General features: G+C 47.4%; 17 protein-coding genes. 10 read left to right on the top strand and 7 right to left on the bottom strand.

Annotated elements, in window-relative coordinates; translation table 11 throughout:
* Window positions 1–9 precede the first annotated feature (9 nt).
* The 6 genes from hflD to AAGC78_RS02220 all read left to right on the top strand — a co-directional run bounded on the left by hflD (window position 10) and on the right by AAGC78_RS02220 (window position 5,069).
* Window positions 10–633: a high frequency lysogenization protein HflD gene (hflD, locus tag AAGC78_RS02245; RefSeq protein WP_435782403.1), complete on the top strand. Its 624-nt coding sequence runs from the start codon at window positions 10–12 to the stop codon at window positions 631–633.
* A 65-nt stretch (window positions 634–698) separates the two neighbouring features.
* Window positions 699–2,078, top strand: coding sequence for an adenylosuccinate lyase (gene purB, locus AAGC78_RS02240; protein WP_435782402.1), 1,380 nt, complete (start codon window positions 699–701; stop codon window positions 2,076–2,078).
* Window positions 2,079–2,150: 72 nt separating this feature from the next.
* Window positions 2,151–3,305 carry a JmjC domain-containing protein gene (locus AAGC78_RS02235; RefSeq protein ID WP_435782401.1) on the top strand — a complete coding sequence of 385 codons (1,155 nt, stop codon included), beginning with the start codon at window positions 2,151–2,153 and terminating at the stop codon, window positions 3,303–3,305.
* 4 nt (window positions 3,306–3,309) lie between these two features.
* Entirely contained in the window at window positions 3,310–3,765 is a 456-nt protein-coding gene (locus AAGC78_RS02230; protein ID WP_435782400.1) for a GNAT family N-acetyltransferase, read from the top strand.
* A 1-nt stretch (window position 3,766) separates the two neighbouring features.
* Window positions 3,767–4,267 (top strand): hypothetical protein, encoded by a 501-nt coding sequence (locus tag AAGC78_RS02225; protein WP_435782399.1) that lies wholly within the window; start codon window positions 3,767–3,769, stop codon window positions 4,265–4,267.
* A 319-nt stretch (window positions 4,268–4,586) separates the two neighbouring features.
* The gene (locus tag AAGC78_RS02220) at window positions 4,587–5,069 is read left to right on the top strand and encodes an HU family DNA-binding protein (RefSeq protein ID WP_435782398.1); all 483 of its coding nucleotides are present in this window, start codon (window positions 4,587–4,589) and stop codon (window positions 5,067–5,069) included.
* Between the two features lie 66 nt (window positions 5,070–5,135).
* Here AAGC78_RS02220 and AAGC78_RS02215 read toward each other — a convergent pair whose 3' ends face one another.
* Complete coding sequence (locus AAGC78_RS02215; RefSeq protein ID WP_435782397.1) at window positions 5,136–5,558, bottom strand: HIT domain-containing protein; 423 nt, start codon at window positions 5,556–5,558, stop codon at window positions 5,136–5,138.
* Between the two features lie 152 nt (window positions 5,559–5,710).
* On the opposite strand from AAGC78_RS02215, the gene AAGC78_RS02210 reads away from it, so the two are divergent.
* From AAGC78_RS02210 to AAGC78_RS02200, 3 genes are all read left to right on the top strand, one after another.
* Window positions 5,711–7,438: a proline--tRNA ligase gene (locus AAGC78_RS02210; protein WP_435782396.1), complete on the top strand. Its 1,728-nt coding sequence runs from the start codon at window positions 5,711–5,713 to the stop codon at window positions 7,436–7,438.
* 564 nt (window positions 7,439–8,002) lie between these two features.
* Window positions 8,003–9,409 (top strand): carbohydrate-binding protein, encoded by a 1,407-nt coding sequence (locus AAGC78_RS02205; RefSeq protein WP_435782395.1) that lies wholly within the window; start codon window positions 8,003–8,005, stop codon window positions 9,407–9,409.
* A 69-nt stretch (window positions 9,410–9,478) separates the two neighbouring features.
* Window positions 9,479–10,267, top strand: coding sequence for a hypothetical protein (locus AAGC78_RS02200; RefSeq protein ID WP_435782394.1), 789 nt, complete (start codon window positions 9,479–9,481; stop codon window positions 10,265–10,267).
* A 20-nt stretch (window positions 10,268–10,287) separates the two neighbouring features.
* Here the strand turns inward: AAGC78_RS02200 and AAGC78_RS02195 are convergent, their stop codons facing one another.
* The 4 genes from AAGC78_RS02195 to msrB all read right to left on the bottom strand — a co-directional run bounded on the left by AAGC78_RS02195 (window position 10,288) and on the right by msrB (window position 16,022).
* Window positions 10,288–10,965: a LamG domain-containing protein gene (locus tag AAGC78_RS02195; protein WP_435782393.1), complete on the bottom strand. Its 678-nt coding sequence runs from the start codon at window positions 10,963–10,965 to the stop codon at window positions 10,288–10,290.
* A 191-nt stretch (window positions 10,966–11,156) separates the two neighbouring features.
* Window positions 11,157–14,273: an efflux RND transporter permease subunit gene (locus tag AAGC78_RS02190; RefSeq protein WP_435782392.1), complete on the bottom strand. Its 3,117-nt coding sequence runs from the start codon at window positions 14,271–14,273 to the stop codon at window positions 11,157–11,159.
* 13 nt (window positions 14,274–14,286) lie between these two features.
* Window positions 14,287–15,387, bottom strand: coding sequence for an efflux RND transporter periplasmic adaptor subunit (locus AAGC78_RS02185; protein WP_435782391.1), 1,101 nt, complete (start codon window positions 15,385–15,387; stop codon window positions 14,287–14,289).
* A gap of 233 nt (window positions 15,388–15,620) precedes the next feature.
* Entirely contained in the window at window positions 15,621–16,022 is a 402-nt protein-coding gene (msrB, locus tag AAGC78_RS02180; protein ID WP_435782390.1) for a peptide-methionine (R)-S-oxide reductase MsrB, read from the bottom strand.
* Between the two features lie 96 nt (window positions 16,023–16,118).
* Between msrB and AAGC78_RS02175 the strand changes: the two genes are divergently transcribed.
* Window positions 16,119–17,333, top strand: coding sequence for a pyridoxal phosphate-dependent aminotransferase (locus tag AAGC78_RS02175; RefSeq protein WP_435782389.1), 1,215 nt, complete (start codon window positions 16,119–16,121; stop codon window positions 17,331–17,333).
* 78 nt (window positions 17,334–17,411) lie between these two features.
* On the opposite strand, the gene AAGC78_RS02170 is transcribed toward AAGC78_RS02175, so the two are convergent.
* Together AAGC78_RS02170 and AAGC78_RS02165 are read right to left on the bottom strand one after the other, a co-directional pair.
* Entirely contained in the window at window positions 17,412–17,933 is a 522-nt protein-coding gene (locus tag AAGC78_RS02170) for a DUF934 domain-containing protein (protein ID WP_435782388.1), read from the bottom strand.
* Window positions 17,930–19,603 carry a nitrite/sulfite reductase gene (locus AAGC78_RS02165; RefSeq protein WP_435782387.1) on the bottom strand — a complete coding sequence of 558 codons (1,674 nt, stop codon included), beginning with the start codon at window positions 19,601–19,603 and terminating at the stop codon, window positions 17,930–17,932. Before AAGC78_RS02165 ends, AAGC78_RS02170 begins: the two co-directional genes overlap by 4 nt.
* Window positions 19,604–19,646: the final 43 nt, after the last annotated feature.

The raw sequence follows: 19,646 nt of genomic DNA, 5'->3' as shown, positions 1-19,646 counted from the left end.
AGATTTCGCGTGAGCAAAAACTGGCAAGATATTACCGTCGCCCTTGCAGGCGTATTTCAAGCGGCCGCGATGGTCGAACAGGTTGCAAAAACCGGCCATGTCCCGCCCGATGCTTATAAATGCAGCATAGAAAGCATGCTCGACCTGAGCCCGGAAAGCACGCTGGCGGTCTACGGCGGCAATTTGGAGAACTTGCGGACCGGCCTGGAAGTAATGCGCGAGTTGTTACGCCCTAACTCCCAAAAACATCGCGATGCACTGCGCTATGGTTTGGGTGTTTTGCATTTACAGAAAAAACTGGCAGGCCGCCGCGATATGCTCGGCGTAATCGGCAGCCGTCTGGAACAAGTCGCGCAGCAGGCGCAACACTTTTCATCCACGCACGAAAACGTCATCGCCAACCTTGGCACCCTGTATAGCGAAACACTCAGCACTTTCCGTTTTCGCATTCAAGTAAACGGCGACTACAATTACCTGCAGCAACAGCGCATCGCCAACCAGATCCGCGCCCTGCTGCTCGCATCGGTTCGCTCAGCCATCCTGTGGCGCCAAGTCGGCGGCAACCGCTTACAGCTATTGTTTTATCGCAAACACATTGCAGAACAAGTCGATAATTTATTACGCCGCATCTAACTGATTGGCGGTTTGACTCGCACAGAATTCGTATTTTATTTTTTAATCTTTAATCGAGAACCACAATGGATAACACCTTTAACACCCTATCCGCTCTTAATGCTGTTTCGCCAGTTGATGGTCGTTACGGCAGCAAAACAATTGCACTGCGCAGCATCTTCAGCGAATTTGGCTTGATCCGTTTTCGCGTAGAAGTTGAAGTGCGCTGGCTGCAGCAACTGAGCCGTCACGCGGGCGTACCTGAAGTACCTGCATTCAGCGCAGCAACTAACAAAGTGCTCGATGACATAGTGACCAGCTTTAATGAAGCTGATGCACAAGCCATCAAAAATATCGAGCGCACTACCAACCACGATGTTAAAGCGGTTGAGTATTTCCTCAAAAATAAATTTACTGGCAATGCCGAACTCGAAGCGGTATTGGAGTTTGTACACTTCGCTTGTACCTCAGAAGATATTAACAACCTTTCACACGCACTTATGTTGCGTGAAGGCCGCAAAGTTTTCCTGAAAGATGCAGAAGCCATTGTCGATGGCATTGCCAAGCTCGCACACGATTACGCGGAAGACTCCATGCTCTCGCGCACCCACGGCCAAACCGCATCGCCTACCACTGTAGGTAAAGAAATGGCTAACGTAGCGGCACGCTTGCGTCGCCAATTAAAAGCCGTTAAAGAAGTTGAATTGCTCGGTAAAATCAACGGCGCCGTAGGTAACTACAACGCACACTTATCTGCTTATCCCGATGTCGATTGGCAAACCAACGCTAAAGAATTTGTTGGAAGCCTGGGCCTGAGCTGGAACCCCTACACCACCCAAATTGAACCGCACGATTACATCGCCGAATTGTTTGATGCAATCGCACGCTTCAACACCATCGTGATCGATTTTGACCGCGACATTTGGGGTTACATCTCCCTGGGCTACTTCAAACAAAAAACTATTGCGGGCGAAGTAGGTTCATCCACCATGCCGCACAAAGTTAACCCGATTGATTTTGAAAACTCGGAAGGCAACCTCGGTATCGCCAACGCTATTTTCACTCACCTCGCACAAAAACTGCCGATCTCTCGCTGGCAGCGCGACCTGACCGACTCAACCGTATTGCGCAACATGGGCGTTGGTTTTGGTTACGGCATGATTGCTTATGCATCAACCCTGAAAGGCATGGGCAAATTGGAAATCAACCGCGCGCGCCTTGCAGAAGATTTGAATAACTCATGGGAAGTATTGGCCGAGCCAATCCAAACCATTATGCGCCGCTACAACGTTGCTGAACCCTACGAGAAACTAAAAGCGCTGACCCGCGGCCAAACCATCAACCGCGAAGTGTTAGCTGCATTCGTAGAGACATTGGATATCCCAGAGCACGCCAAACAAACCATGCGCGATTTAACTCCCGCCAATTACATTGGTAATGCGGTAGATCAAGCCAAAGCGATCTAAACCGTGCAAAAATAAAAGGGCTCTTCAAGAGCCCTTTCTTATTTTGACTCCCACTTTTTCCAGGTAATAAAAATGACCGCACCACTCACTCATCTCGGCGATATGCCAATCGAAGAATTTCTGCGCGATTACTGGCAGAAAAAACCATTGCTTATTCGCAATGCATTTCCCGGTTTTGAATCGCCACTGTCACCCGACGAACTGGCCGGCTTGGCATTAGAGGAGGAAGTTGAGTCGCGCATTGTGTTAGAGAAAGGTGCAACTCCTTGGGAATTGCGCAATGGCCCATTTGACGAGAAAACATTTGAAAAGCTGCCAGAAACCCACTGGACGTTGTTAGTACAAGCGGCTGACCAATTTGTACCGGAAGTAAACCAAATGCTGGATGCATTTCGTTTTATTCCCAATTGGCGCCTCGACGATATCATGATCAGCTACGCACCGGATCAAGGTGGTGTCGGCCCACACTTTGATTATTACGATGTTTTTTTGCTGCAAGGTTTGGGTAAGCGCCATTGGAAACTAGGCCAAATGTGCGACAACAATTCGCCGCGCGTTGAAGGCACTCGCTTGAAAATCCTGAGCGAATTTCACACCACAGATGAGTGGGTAGTTGAACCCGGCGATATGCTGTATATCCCACCGGGAATCGCTCACTGGGGTAATGCCCAAGGCGATGATTGTATGACCTACTCGATTGGTTTCCGTGCACCGAGCCACGCCGATATCATTTCGGAAGTCGGGCAAGAAGTCGCACTGTCGGTAGTCGACGATTTGCGCTTTAGCGATCCAGATTTAAAACTGCAAAACAATCCCGGCGAAATTGGTGTTGAGGCAATCGCGCAAGTGCAGAAAATTTTGCAGCAACACTTAACACCTGAAAATATTGCCCGTTGGTTCGGCAAGTTTATGACGGAGCGTAAATATCTCGACCATAGCGAAGAAGAGCCACTCGATATAGATGCAGACGAATGGCAATCAGCGCTGGCCGATGGCGAATTGCTTTGGCGTCACCCTTCCGCACGCCTTGCCTTTCATAGCGATGCAAACGGCACCTTATTGTTTGCTGATGGCGAAGCTATTTGCTGCTCGCGTGAATTGGCAGAATTAGTCTGTAAAGAAGTTGAGATCAGTTGGCGTGAACTGAAAGGATTGGTGCAAGAGCCACACAACCGCGCCGCGATAACGCAACTAATAAATCAGGAAACATTATTAGTCGATGAGTAAAAGAATGCTTCATACAATCCATCACGCTAACTGGCAAGATCACCAAGCTGATTTGATAAAAATCCGCGCCGAAGTGTTCATGCTGGAACAAGATGTTTCTGCAGCCGATGAATGGGATGGATTGGATGAGCAAGCACTGCATTTTTTGGTGTTATCACCCACTAATGACGCTTTGGGTTGTGCACGCATGTTGCACGAAGTCATCAATGGCAAGCCCTTCTGCCATGTCGGCCGCGTTGCTATCCTCAAGCCATTTCGCGGTTTGGGTCTGGGGCATGAACTGATAGCATTTATTATCAAACATTGCAAAAAAGCCGCGCCAGAGAGCGGAATCTATTTACATGCACAAACTGACCGTCGCAGTTTCTACGAAGCTTTAGGATTTGTCGCTGAAGGCGAGGTATTTATGGATGCTGGCATTCCGCATATTAGTATGACGTTGATGCAAAAGGAGACCTAGAATGGCTGAACAATCATCTGTGAGCAGTGACCTATGGCTGCTTGATGGCGTCACTGATTTTCGCACCTACAGCGAACAACTGGTTGTACAAAGTCGACGTTCAATTGCGATACTCACCCGCGATCTTGATGCGCTTTTATATGCAACGCCAGAATTCGTCCAACACCTCTCAGACTTTGTGCGCAGCAGCCGCAATGCACAAGTGCAAATTCTCATCAAAAATACCAAACCTGCAATTGAGAGCGGACATACACTGGTTCGTCTTGCACAACGACTCTCCTCTAAAATTCTTGTCCGTAAAATGACGGTTGAACCCAACAATAAAGATATGGGCTACATACTGGGGGACACAGACAAGCTACTTTATAAAAATGATGATGCCGTTCATCGTGGTTTTTTTAACGGCGCAGCGGCAAGTGAAATCAAGTCCTTACGTGAGGAATTTAATTACCTCTGGCAATACGGCGAACTTGAGCCGGAGTTTCAGTTGTTGCATATCTAAAGTCGACAACCCCAACCAAAACGCTTACCAAGCAGCACAACACGTAAAAAAAGCGGTTTTTACCGGAAAAGACGCGTGTTTTTTGTTGCTGATTACTTTTTTATCCTATATATATAGCGTCAATCCGCGTTTAGGGCTGTTTGAGCCTATAAATGCAGGGCTTTTGTTATTAAAGTTGTACGGGTTTTGTCAGGATCAACCAGACTCTGCAATTCACGCTGGTACTTAGATTATTAGTACTGAGGTTATCGCTACACGAGCGTCTTTGTTCAAAAGATAAACATACACACTCTTCATCAATATATAAAAGGAAATCAATATGGCCGCTGCCAAGAAACCTGCTGCTCCAAAAGCTGCTCCTGCTAAAAAAGCACCTGCTGCTAAAGCTGCCCCTAAAGCCGCACCAAAAGCTGCTGCTAAAAAAGCGCCAGCTCCAAAAGCCGCTGCTAAAAAGGCACCTGTTGCTAAAGCTGCTCCAGCAGTTGTTAAAGCAATTACCGAACGTCAAAACAAAACCCAAATGCTGCAACAAATTGCTGATGCAACCGAGCTGAGCAAAAAGCAAGTTCAAGCAGTATTGGACGAATTGACCAACGTAATCGAAGGCCATATCAAGAAGAAAGGCATCGGCGAATTCGTATTGCCTGGTCTGCTGAAAATCACCACCGTGAAAAAGCCAGCGACCAAAGCGCGCAAAGGTATCAATCCTTTCACTAAAGAAGAAGTTACCTTCAAAGCTAAACCAGCGAGCACTTCAGTAAAAGTACGTCCGCTGAAAAAACTGAAAGAATTCGCAGTGTAAGTTGCGATTTACTTTTCCATAAAAAAACCCCGCTCTGCGGGGTTTTTTTATTGCTGGCTCAGTTATTTACAGAACGCGAAACCCTTCACCAACCAATGCATTTTGCAAGCGCTTGATGCGCTCGGCAAACTCATCAGCACCATATTCTTTACCTGGCAACTTACCCCATATTGGCTGAGGCCAAGCGGGATCATCAGTAAAGCGCGCAATGTGATGGACATGCAGCTGGCGCACCACGTTGCCAAGTGCCGCCACGTTCATTTTGTCCGCATCAAACACACTGGTCATGACTTCCGACAGGCGGCAAGACTCACGAATTAATTGCAGCTGCTCCTCTTCGCTCAGATGGTGGATTTCAAATATATCCTCCCGCTTGGGCACCAAAATGCACCAGGGATAATTAGCATCCCGACTCAACAGTAGAAGAGACAAATCGAATTCACCGATAACGATGGAATCCTGCGCAAGACGAGGGTGAAGTTCAAACATAGTTGCCTTCCTTTTATTTAACAGGCTTTTATTCAACAAACTTTTATTTAGCAAGATGGGCGTCGGACCACCCGAGGCGCTATACCAATATCGCCAACCGCCGTAGAATAAGCGGCTTTGAAACCCATTATAGCCACCAAGAAGTCATAACTATGCGTTCCAGTCGATTTTTAATTGCCACTCTTAAAGAAACACCTTCCGATGCGGAAGTGATCAGCCATCAGCTGATGCTCCGTGCGGGCATGATCCGCAAAATGGCTTCTGGCCTTTACAACTGGCTGCCGCTGGGTTTACGCGTCCTGCGCAAAGTTGAAAAGATTGTACGTGAAGAGATGAACAAATCCGGCGCAATGGAAGTATTGATGCCGGTAGTACAACCTGCCGAGTTGTGGGAAGAGTCTGGCCGCTGGCAACAATATGGCCCGGAATTACTGCGCATGAATGATCGCCACGACCGCCCTTTCTGCCTCGGCCCAACCCACGAGGAAGTCATTACCGATTTGATTCGCAATGAGATCAGAAGTTACAAACAATTACCGGCGAATTTTTATCAGATCCAAACCAAATTCCGCGATGAGATACGTCCACGTTTCGGCGTAATGCGCTCGCGCGAATTTATTATGAAGGACGCCTACTCCTTCCATACCAGCACCGAATCTCTGCAAGAGACCTATGACGTAATGCATGCAACCTACTGCAGCATTTTCACTCGTTTGGGCTTGCAGTTCCGTCCGGTATTGGCCGATACCGGCTCGATTGGCGGTGCCTTCTCCCACGAGTTCCACGTACTAGCCGAGAGCGGCGAAGATGATATCGCCTTCAGCAGCGCCAGCGATTACGCCGCTAACATCGAAAAAGCAGAAGCTCTGCCGCCATCAACACCGCGCGCTGCAGCGCAGCACGTTATGCAGGAAGTAGCGACCCCCGGCAAACACAGTATCGATGAGGTTAGCGAGTTCCTGAAAGTTAGCCCACAGCAAACTGTAAAAACCCTGATTGTGCTGGGTCAAGTACGTGAAGACAAAACCCAGCCATTGGTGGCACTGGTGTTGCGTGGTGACCATGAGCTGAATGAGATCAAAGCCGAGAAATTAACCGGTATTGCATCACCTCTGACACTTGCTCCTGAGGCACGGATCAAAGCAGAACTGGGCGTTGGTATTGGTTCAATCGGCCCCGTCGGCTTGAAGATTGCCGTGATTGTCGATCACTCGGCAGCGCATCTTTCCGATTTTGTCTGTGGCGCGAATAAAGATGGCTTCCACCTGACCGGTGTAAATTGGGACCGCGATGCAGCAGCTCCTTTGGTAGCCGATATTCGCAATGTAGTGAGCGGCGACCCAAGCCCTTGCGGTAACGGCACCCTGGAAATCAAACGCGGTATTGAGGTTGGCCATATTTTCCAACTGGGCACCAAGTATTCCGAAGCCATGAAAGCCAAAGTGCTGGATGTAAATGGCAAAGAGCAAACCATGATTATGGGTTGTTACGGAATTGGTGTAACCCGTGTGGTTGCGTCAGCAATTGAGCAGAACTTTGATGACAACGGCATTATCTGGGCTGATTCAATCGCACCCTTCCACATTGCCATTGTGCCGATCAACATGAATAAATCTCCTGCTGTAGCAGCCAAGTGCGAAGAGCTGTATGCACAGTTGCAAGAAGCCGGTTTTGACGTGTTGTTTATGGATGAGGATAAAGCGCGCTTGGGCACCATGCTGGCCGATACCGATCTGATGGGCATTCCGCATCGCATCGTTGTTGGCGACCGTGGATTGGAAGCTGGCAGCATTGAATACAAAGGCCGTCGCGATGCTGAAAAGCAGGAAATCCCGGTAACCGATATTGTAAATTTCCTCAAAGCCAACGTTAAAGCCTAACCAATCCTATTGCGGCTCTCGGATATACGCGAGAGCCGCAACTCGCCCTCCTCGCTATTCTCTGTATAACTCTCTTTCTGTACTGTTATCGACCATCCCCGCAGTCTGGCTCAATGAAATTTTGCACGACAAAATAAAAGTCGAGCTGCATTCTTTATTGATGTTCCGTCTCTCGCTCGCTAAAACTGGAATGAGTTCTAGTTCTATGCTGGAAACACACGCAAACTTAAGATCAAAACTAATCGCTGTAAAAAAGAATTATTTCCGCACCGAGTTCACATAAAACCCTGATTTTTCGTTCCACTTCATAAAGTGGCAAGTGTTTAAAAAAATCGTACCTGCTCGTAAAAATTCCCACTTTATTTATTAACTGGCACCTTTTAAAAGCTGTGATGCAGGTTACAACGGCTGTTTTTCAATGAATGTTAAGTTTGCACCACTGCCCAGTGTGATTTTGCATTTCACGCAGGCATTGGGTCAATTTCTCCGATCAATGGGCGATCGGGAAATTGAATTCACTTCGCATTGATCGCACTCATCACATAATAATTGAGAGGAAATGCAATGAACTTTGATCGCGCCAACTTTACCCAATTCAAAAAATCTGCCAGAAAATTCTTACTGGTAGGCCTAACCAGCTGTGCACTTACCAACGTTGCGCAAGCGGCAACTGTAGACCTGTTGATACTCTACGATAACTACACTAAAAACTATTTCCAGGGCGACCCGCAAACGGCAATGAACAGCTGGGTTAACCAAATGAATGCAGCCTATGCCGACAGCCAGATTGATGTGCAATTGCGTTTGGTAGGTGTACGCGAAATGGAGCAAGCCGGTGCCGATATGGGCGCAGTGCTGGGCAACCTGCGTTTGAATAACGCTGCGATTGCTTTGCGTGATCAACTGGGCGCTGACTTTGTATCGCAGCTTCACCAAAAAGGCGCTTGTGGCGTTGGCTATGTCGCCGTTGATAAAAACTGGACCTGGAACGTCACCGCACCAAACTGCGGCCCAATCGTGATGGCGCATGAACTGGGTCACAACATGGGCCTGAACCATTCACGTAAACAAGGTGACACATCCGGTGCACGTTTCCGTTATGGCGTTGGCTACGGTGTGCAAAACGTGTTTGTGGATATCATGGCTTATGAAGGTGTGTTTAACACCACCCGTGTAAACCGATTCTCTAACCCAAATCTCACTTGCCGCGGTCTGCCGTGCGGTATTCCTGTAGGTCAAGGTGAAGAAGCTTACGGTGCACTCGCCATCCACAATGTGCGCGATGAAATCGCAGGCTTCCGTCCAACGGCCGGTGCGTCTGGCCCTGTTAAAGTTGCACAGCATTGCGACTACGGTGGCTATAACGTAGGTCTCGGCGTTGGCAGCTACAACTTGAGCCAATTGCAATCACGCGGAATTGTTAACGATGATATTTCGTCATTGCGTGTGCAAGCAGGTTACAGCGTGACGCTTTATCAAAATGATAATTTCACCGGCAACTCAATCACTAAAACGGCTGACGACAACTGCTTGGTTAACGAAGGTTTTAACGATACGGCCAGTTCGATTGTTGTATCCACTACCAGCAGCGGTTTTAACACTCTGATCCAGGCAGAAAATTATTTCGCCAATAACGGTGTACAAACTGAAGCTACTACCGATACCGGCGGCGGCTTGAACGTCGGCTGGATTGAGACGAATGATTGGATGGCCTACAACAACATCACTATTCCAACCAGCGGGACTTACACCATTGAGTATCGCGTTGCGAGTCCAAGTGGTGGTCGCTTATCAGCTGATTTAAACGGCGGTGGAATTCTTCTTGGTGAGTTAGCGATTCCATCAACCGGCGGCTGGCAAAATTGGACTACGATCAGCCACACCGTAAATATCAGTGCTGGCACCTACAACTTCGGTGTATTTGCAAAAGCAGGTGGCTGGAACTTGAACTGGATTCGAATCAGACGTTAATTAGCTGTAGTAATCGCACGCAAGGACGCGGCGCTTTTTAATCCAAAATAATAACCAGAGATACATCCTATGCAAACTCAACGACTCTTTTGGTTGAAAGCTTTGGGGCTCAGCGGCATTGTTCTTGTTGGTGTTTATTTTTTCACGCGCCCGGCAATAGACGTTGAAACATCGCAACAACCAGTGCAAACCACAGACAATAAAAGCATCGAATCCACAACCGCAAATAACAACATGGATGCACGAGACATTACTACAACAGAATCGAAAGCTGAGGAATCAACAGATACATTCACCAGCACACCGGAATTAGATGAGCGCATTGCCACCATCAAGCAGCGCAGACCAAATCTGGATTTCTCGCCGCAAGACGTTGCCGCCGCAGTTAGTCGCACGACCAGTTGGGCACCTACCGACGAAGTTCCCCGTGAGCTACCACTGGAGCAAGAAGAGTTTTCTGACGGGCGCCAATTTATTGATCTGGATACATTAAAAATTGAAACACTGGTACCAGGCGATCAAGTGAATGTGCGCGTTGATCAAAATGGAAAAGACTATAAAGTCACCATTGATAAAGTAGAAAAACACGATTACAACAGCATTAGCTGGCACGGCCACATCCAAGGTGATGACGGGCAAAAATACAGTGTGAGCTTTACGCGCGGCGAGCAACTTACCGTTGGCGGATTGGATACTCCTGATGGGCACTACGTGTTGCAAGCTCATGGAAATAAAGGCTGGGTTGCTTCCAGTCAATTACTATTCAAAGCAGACACATCTGTAAGCGATGCCATTCATCCTGCAGATGTCGATCCTAATTATGCAAAAAATCAGGATCGACACTCACACAATCATTAATGTAAATTGCCAATTCAATATTATTGAATTGGCAAAAATTCATCTGCACTTAAAGCTCGCGGACTAATTTTCACTTTCGCAATATCACCATTAAACCAATGTATCTGGTTCATTCGCGCACCAATTGAAGTTTTCGCATTGCTGGCGATAGGTAAATAATCCACCTGCCCCACCAACTCCCGTTTGCCATTCACATAAGATACAAATTCGCGCTTTTTATAGGTAATCGCGGCATGAGCCCACTGTCCAATTGGATGCACTTTTGTAGGATCGATTAACGTAAGCTGGGATTGTTCCGATTTTATATACGCATCCAGATACCATTGTTTTTTATCGTTCAAGCGCAACTCAATGGTAAGACGACGATTGGGGTTATCCGCAGACTCTATGTGAAAAAAGCGCGGCTCCACATTATTGGGATAAGCATCAGCAGGATTAAAGATAATCTCAATAGTAAATTCCGTTGCATCGCCCAACGGATTTGCATCCACCAACAACCGATCACCGTCTCCGTCAAAACGAACTACAGATCCTATTTCCGTTTTGACTAACTGCGGCTCACCTAAAATAGTGACCGGATGACCAGCGATCTGTTGAGTGGAATTAAGCACCCACAGAGCGGATTGCGAATCAGGATTGCTAACACTACTGCACGCAAGCAGACATAACGAAAAAAAACCTAGCGCAAAAAATTTCATACCATTTTCAGCAACAGAAGTTGCCGCCTCTTTTATTATCGATGAAGCAAACAGAAAAGGTACGACCGAATGGTTGGAATTACCGATATTTTAGCTTGGCATCTTAACTGACTTAATATCTTGTCAATTTTTATAATGTAAAAAGTTACGCACCTTTATAACTACAGGGTTACTATAGGTGCGTATTGAACTTAATCATCTTCACCACTGTAGCTCGCCTGCTCTTTCGTCAGATTTCTAGCCACATCACCAGGGGAACCGGTATTACGTGCGAGTAAACTGTAGGCGACTGGCACAAGGAATAAAGTCAAAACCGTTGCCACCAACACGCCAGAAATCACTACCACACCAATCACAAATCGTGTTTCAGCACCGGCGCCAGATGAAACAACTAATGGAATCGCTCCAGCTACCGCTGTCAAACTGGTCATAAGAATTGGGCGCAAACGGGCAGATGATGCCTCCAATAACGCCTCGGTAAACTCAATTCCCCTATCGCGCAACTGGTTGGCAAACTCGACAATCAAAATACCATTTTTAGCCGCGAGCCCAATCAACATGATTAATCCGATTTGCGAATACAGATTAAAACTACTCCCCGTTATATAGAGCCCAATCATGCCTCCCAACATTGCCAGCGGCACCGTTAGCATAATCACAAAGGGATGCACGTAACTTTCGAATTGCGCAGCCAATACCAGAAAGGTAATCAGGATACCCAGCAAAAAGATAAACATGACTGAGCTGCCGGCAGTTTGGAAATCGCGCGACAAACCTTTGTAATCAACAACCGCCGTACCGGGCAAGTGTTCACGCACCAATCCGTTTAAATGATCAAGAGCTTCACCTAGAGCAAGGTCATCCGCGAGGTTAGCTTCTATAGTCAACGAACGCATGCGGTTGTATCGATTGAGTTTGCTAGCATCAGCAATCTCTTTCAGCGTTACAAGATTAGCGAGAGGAATTAATTCCCCACTGCGCCCAGAGCGCACATACATATTTTGCAAACTGGTAGTAGTGCGCTGCTCATCGCGCTCACCTTGCATAATGATGTCGTACTCTTCACCGTCATCAATGTAGGTTGTCGCGCGTCGCGAACCGAGCATTGCCTCCAAGGTACGGCCGATGTTACTCACACTCACACCCAAATCTGCAGCGCGATTCGTATCGATGACGACTTCAACTTGTGGCTTGGTTTCTTTGTAATCCCAATCAATACCAATTAGCCCCGGATTATCCTGCTCAAGTTTTTCCAATAAAATATCACGCCATTGCGCAAGCTCTTCGTAAGTTCCGCCACCCAACACAAATTGCACCGGTTTCTGTGCTTGCGAACCAAAACCCTGCCGCATAACAACCGCAGTAGTCACACCGGGTAAATCTTTTAGGTCAGCACGAACATCATCCATGACTTCAAAAGAGTTGCGCCTCAAACTCCAGTCATTCATTACGACAATTACCATCCCGCTATTGAAACTTTCGGTAGTGCCAAATGAGCGTGGAGCGCGAACCATCATGCGCGAGATTTCGCCATTATGGACATACTTCATCAACCGATTTTCAATCTCGGTCATGTACTCTTCCATATAGGCATAGCTGGCACCTTCAGGGCCATTCACCATCACTTGAAAGTTGCCACGGTCTTCCGGCGGAGCATATTCAGATGGAATCAGTTGTGCGAGAAAAAACGCGCCCAGCAATAAAATCGCAAATGTTGCGATTAACACTTTAGCGCGCCCCAAACACCAACGAATACCCTCTTTGTAACTGACACGCATGCGCGCCATGCCACGATTTACTTTTTCAATAAAACCGTTTTTATTATCACTTTCTACTAGAATCTTGGAGGCCAGCATCGGTGACAGAGTTAGTGCGATCAATGCTGAAAATCCAACTGCTGCCGCCATGGTGATGGCAAACTCGGAAAACAATCGCCCAATATCACCTTTCAAAAATACAATCGGAACAAAAATAGCAATCAACACCAAGGTGGTTGCGATTACCGCAAACCCCACTTCGCGCGTGCCATCAAACGCGGCGAGCAATGGTTTTTTCCCTTTCTCTTCCATATGCCGCATGATGTTTTCCAACACTACAATTGCATCATCCACCACCAAACCAATTGCCAGAACTAACGCGAGCAAGGTCAACATATTTACCGAAAAATCCATTGCAGCAAGTACGGTGAAAGTCGCGATGATCGATACAGGCACAGCCACTGCAGGCACGAGCATTGCGCGCAAGCTGCCGAGGAAAACGTAAATCACCAACACCACGAGAACAATTGCAATGGCGAGCGTGATATAAACTTCGTGAATAGCGCGCTCTACAAAAACCGAACTGTCAAAGCTGTCTTCAATTTGCATTCCCTTTGGCAAAATTTCTTTGATCTTATCGCGTTCAACTTTTGCGCCACGCGCGACATCAATGGTATTAGCCGTTGATTGTTTGACGATGCCGATCCCGACTTGGGTAATGCCATTACCACGGAATAAATTTCGATCCTCCTCCGTACCTTTTTCCACTTTGGAAATGTCACCTAGCCGGATAAGATGTCCATCATCGCCGCGCTTCACCACCAGCTGATTAAATTGGTCAACCGTGCGATAGGTTCGCGCCATACGCACTGTAAATTGGCGCTCAAGGGATTCAATACTTCCTGCAGGTAGCTCAACGTTTTCGGCGCGCAGCGCCGCCTCAACATCATTAACGGTAAGATTGCGCGCTGCGAGTTCACGCCGGTCGAGCCAGACACGCATTGCGTAGCGCTGCTCGCCACCAATGCGTACGCGGGCAATTCCATCAATTACCGAAAACCGGTCAACAAGATAACGCTGGGCGTAGTCTGTAAGCTCCGGCACCGTCATGTTTTCGCCGGTTAAATTGAACCAGAGGATCACATCCTCATCGGAGCTAACTTTTTGCACTTCGGGCGGATCGGCTTCGTCTGGCAAATTATCGAGCGCGCCATTTACGCGATCGCGAATATCATTTGCAGCGGAATCCATATCGTGGCCGGTATCAAATTGCACCACGATATTGGATATACCATTTTCAGCAGATGATTCGATAAAACGAATTCCCTCAACACCAGAGATTCGATCTTCGAGGACTTTGGTAATACGGGTTTCAACAATACTCGCTGCAGCACCCGGATAAACTGTACGGATGGATACAACCGGTGGATCGATATTGGGATATTCACGCAACGTCAGGCGATCAAATGCAACCAGACCAAATGCGATAAGCAGAAGCGAGATAACCGATGCAAACACCGGTCGCTTGATAGATATATCAGAGAGTTTCATTTACGAATTATCCTCACTGCTTTTTCTTGGGTAACAGATCGGATAAATGGGTTGCTTCACCTACATGTTCAGCAATAGGCTTTTCTTCAGCGAGAATATTGATGCGTTGACCAGCGCGCACTTTTTGCAAACCGTGCACGACTACTTTATCACCAACGGCTACTCCACTTTTTACTTCAACAGCACCAGCAAGGCGCTCGCCAATCTGGATTTGTTTGCGTTCAACAACAAAACCATCTTTTTCCTTTTTAACCAGAAAAATAAAGTTATTACTACCCAACGGCACCAACGCAGATTCAGAAATTAAAACGGCATCGCGCGCACCCGCTTTCAAATCAACTTGCATCAACATGCCCTGCTTTAACTCATGGCTTTTATTATCCAGCAGCGCGCGGACTTTGATTGAACGAGTTACTTCGTCTATTTGGTTATCAATACTGTAAACCTCACCCTCAAACACCTTGCCGCCCAAGTCACCGCTTTGGGTAACAATTGGCAAACCGACTGTAAGACTTCTCAAATAAACGGCAGGCACAGTGAAATCCAATTTCATTTTGCTATCGTCATTCAAGGTTGTAATTGGATCGCCTGGCGATACCAAAGCTCCCACACTGACATTGCGCAACCCCACCACACCATTAAACGGTGCGAGGATAACAAGATCTTTCAAGCGAGATTCAGTCGCGTAATAACGGGCACGCGCCGCTTCGTATTCACGCACGCGCTGATCCAATAAAGATTCAGAAGCTGCGCCGTTTTTTACCAAAGCCGAGACACGATCTAATTGTTTTTTTGCTTCATCCGCAGTGAAGCGAGCTTCTTGCAGCAATGCAGATTCTTCGCGACTGGTGGTCTCCACCAATACGTCATCTTTTTTGACTCGCTGACCGTCTTCAAAATTAATACGCGTCACTTTCTTGGTTACGTTTGAAGTGAGCGTAATGGATTCATTGGCCCGCAAAGTGCCGAGGGCTTCTATCGTTGTTGTCAGATTTTTCACGCTTGCGGCCTGAACGATAACATCGACGGCAGCATTTGCTGGCGCTTGAGCGCAAGCATTGGATACGAAGACAAGCGCACACAGACCGCTCAATAGATGGCGGGGTAAATTCATGGAGATCTCCCTGGATTATTTTTCGCTTCGTTATAGTTGACTAATTCTGAAGCCTTGAATGATTACCGCAAGTTGTATTACTGCATATTATGACGAATGAACTGGCCTGCAGAATAAGGTCGCGATACAACAATAACGTGACTTTAACACTTGTTTACAAAATCAAACCTTTGGGATCAATAGTGGAAATAAAGTGCAAGTTAACGCCGGAGCTTGCTGCTCCGGCTTGAGATTTATTTTTCTTCGGGTGTAAACGAAATCGAGGCAGAGTTAATGCAATAACGTAGCCCGGTTGGTGCAGGGCCATCGGTAAATACATGCCCCAAGTGGCAATCGCATTTGCGGCATACCACCTCGGTGCGAAGCATGCCGTGACTGGTATCCATATGTTCGCGGATTACCCCTTTACTTGCAGGGGCATAAAAGCTGGGCCAGCCGCAGCCTGCATCGAATTTGGTATCGGCATCAAACAGGAGTTCGCCACAGCAGCGGCAGCGATAATCGCCCGCGCTAAACTCTTGCCAATATTCACCGGTAAAGGGGCGTTCAGTGCCCTTTTCGCGGCAAATCCGGTACTGCTCCGGGGTTAATTTTTCCCGCCATTCGGCGTCGGTCAGGTTTTCGTTATCAGCCATAAGGATTTCCTTGACAGATCAACTAGTTAAGGTCGATTATTCGAGTGTTTTTCAACCGCAATCACGCGTTACCGCAATCAAGGCATCTTACTGCAAATGAACCCGATTAAGAAATCCGACAAACTCGCTGGAGTTTGTTATGACATTCGCGGCCCGGTATTGGAGCACGCTAACCGCCTCGAAGAAGAAGGCCACCGAATTCTGAAGCTGAATATTGGCAACCCTGCCCCATTTGGTTTCTCGGCGCCGGATGAAATCATCCAGGACGTCATCCATAACCTCGCCAATGCCGAAGGTTATACCGCATCCAAAGGTCTTTTTGCCGCGCGTAAAGCGATCATGCACGAATGCCAACGACTGCAAATCCCCGGCGTTGAAATTGAAGATATTATTCTCGGCAACGGCGCCAGCGAATTGATCGTGATGGCGATGCAAGCATTGCTGAACAACGGCGATGAAATTCTTGTGCCTGCACCCGACTATCCGCTCTGGACCGCAGCCGTCAATCTGGCTGGCGGTAAAGCCCGTCACTACTTGTGTGATGAGCAGGCTGACTGGTTCCCGGATCTCGCTGATATTGAAAGCAAAATTACCGATAAAACTCGCGGTATCGTGGTGATCAATCCAAACAATCCCACCGGTGCGGTTTACAGTCAGGAATTGTTGGAAGCCATTGTTGAATTGGCGCGCCGTCATAACCTGATTATTTTTGCCGACGAGATCTACAGCAAAATCCTGTATGACGATGCCGAGTTTATCCCCATGGGCAAACTGGCGCAGGACGTACTTTGTGTGAGCTTCAATGGTCTGTCCAAAGCCTATCGCTTGGCGGGCTTTCGTTCCGGCTGGATGGTCATCAGCGGAGCCAAACATCGCGCACGCAGTTACATCGAAGGCTTGGAAATGCTCTCTTCCATGCGTTTGTGTGCGAACGTGCCGGCGATGTATGCCGTGCAAACAGCACTGGGTGGGTATCAAAGCATTAATGAACTGATTATTCCCGGCGGCCGTTTGCGCGACCAACGTGATACAGCATTAAAAGCTATTGCAGAGATCCCCGGCCTGTCGTGCGTAAAACCCAAAGGCGCTTTGTACCTGTTCCCCAAACTCGATTTGAACATGTACAAAATTAAAGATGACCAACAAATGATCCTGGATTTCTTACTGCAGGAGAAAGTGTTACTGGTTCAAGGGACGGCATTTAACTGGCCAGATAAAGATCACTTCCGTATTGTGTTTTTACCGCGCGAAGATGATCTGACCAAAGCAATCACTCGTTTCGGTGATTTCTTATCGCGCTACTCGCAATAATTTTTACGCAGTGGCGATAGCAAAAATAAAAAACCAGCCTTGTGCTGGTTTTTTTATACGCACGTTAAGAGGCAACAGCTATAAATTCCTTCGACGAAATAACGGTTTGGGTTCGATAACCGAGCGACCATAAGTAACACTCAAACCACGCAGTCCTTTAAGTGCATCTTCAACCGACTTGTCTTCACGTACCGCAAAACTATCAAACCCGCATTGGCGCATATGGCTCAACTGATCGCGCAACACATCACCAACCGCACGCAACTCGCCAGCCCACCCCATACGCACGCGCAGCATGTATGCTTGAGTATAACCTCGACCATCGCGGAAACTTGGAAATTGAATCGCAATTAAAGGCAACACACTCAACCAAGGGTACAATAAAGTTTCATCGTCATCAGGCGATAAATAAATTCCATCTGCGCTGGACTCCCGCCCCGCTAACACTTCTACTGATTGTCGTTGTTGCCATAAAGATAATGGCAAAATCACAGAATCCTTATCAACTGCTGTCTCTTCAGCTTCATCGTTAATTAATTGCCATCTATCATTCGTGACAATTTTTGCATCGCCATCGGCTACCGAAATAACGGACTTCATATAGTCGCCCCACTCGTACCGGGATAAATTTTTTCACGAAAAGGTTCTGCACCTATGCGTTGGTAAGTATCGACAAATAATTCTTCCGGTTCACGATAGCGGGTATAAATATCAATAATCTTTCCAATCACCGCAGGAACTTCATCAGCACCGAATGATGGGCCAATTACTTTACCTAACGCACTTTTTTTACCTTGCGCGCCACCAAGGGTGATCTGATAAAACTCGCTACCATTTTTATCGACACCAAGAATTCCGATATTGCCGATATGGTGATGCCCGCAGGCGTTCATACAGCCCGAAATATTCACGCTTAATTCGCCAAGGTCATGCACGAAATCGAGATCATCAAAGCGCTGCTGGATTGCTTGCGCGATAGGAATCGATTTAGCGTTTGCAAGCGAACAATAATCACCGCCGGGGCAAGCAATAATATCGGTGAGCAAACCGATATTCGGTGTTGCCAAACCACAGGCAACAGCCTTTTGCCAAAGTGAATACAAATCACTTTTACGTATGTCAGGCAGTACAATATTTTGCTCATGGGCAATGCGTATTTCACCAAATCCGTACTCATCAGCCCACTCTGCAACCGCATCCATTTGCGCAGAAGTTACATCACCGGGCGGCATATCAACACCGGGTTTTGTCGATAAAGCAACCGCAGCGTAACCAGGAATCTTATGTGCAAAAACATTGCGCGAAACCCAGCGCGCGAAATCATCATCCATGTAAAGATGAGTGTGATAATCCAGATCTTGTTCAGGTAGATTAAGATAATTGGGACGAGAAAAAGCTGCCTGCACTCGCTCATACTCTGCGAAGGTTAACTCAGCAGGCCCGGCTTTAATCTGCGTCCACTCTTGCTCAACTTCCTGCTTAAACGCATCGATACCAAGCGCTTTGACCAGAATTTTTATGCGTGCCTTGTATTTGTTGTCGCGGCGGCCGTAGCGATTATAAACTCGCAAAACCGCCTCAACATACGACAACAAATGTTGCCAGGGTAAGTCTTCGCAGATTTGCTGCCCAAGAATAGGCGTACGCCCCAAACCACCGCCCACTAACACTCGCAGTAGCATCTCACCCGACGACCCCGGATAAAGATACAAACCTATGTCATGCATTTGGATTGCTGCACGATCCTGCTCCGCAGAACAAATCGCAATTTTGAATTTTCGCGGCAGAAATAAAAATTCCGGATTGACGGTTGACCACTGTCGTAAAATTTCTGCTAACGGGCGCGGATCAATCATTTCATCTGCAGCAACACCGGCAAAAGCTTCAGTCGTAATATTGCGCACACAATTGCCTGAGGTTTGGATCGCATGCATTTCTACATCCGCCAATCGCTGCAAAATATCGGGGACTTGTTCGAGCTCAATCCAGTTAAATTGGATATTCTGCCGTGTAGTGAAATGGCCATAGCTGCGATCATAATCACGGCCGATAGCAGCAAGCGTTCGGAGTTGTAGGCTGGATAATGTTCCGTAGGGAATAGCGACGCGCAACATGTAAGCATGCTTCTGGTAATAAAGCCCATTTTGCAAGCGCAACGGCAGAAACTCTTCTTCACTCAATTCGCCGCTGATCCGCCGCGCAACCTGATCGCGAAACTGCTCTACTCGCTCGCGAACTAGCGCGTGATCATAAACATCGTATTGATACATAAGATATCACCACACTTACCCGTTAGAAATTCATGGATAAATT

Origin of the sequence: Cellvibrio sp., assembly GCF_039207905.1 — a bacterium.
Taxonomy (GTDB): Bacteria; Pseudomonadota; Gammaproteobacteria; order Pseudomonadales; family Cellvibrionaceae; genus Cellvibrio.
The sequence above is the reverse complement of the archived record's forward strand: the minus strand, read 5'-3'. Positions and strand labels throughout refer to the sequence as shown.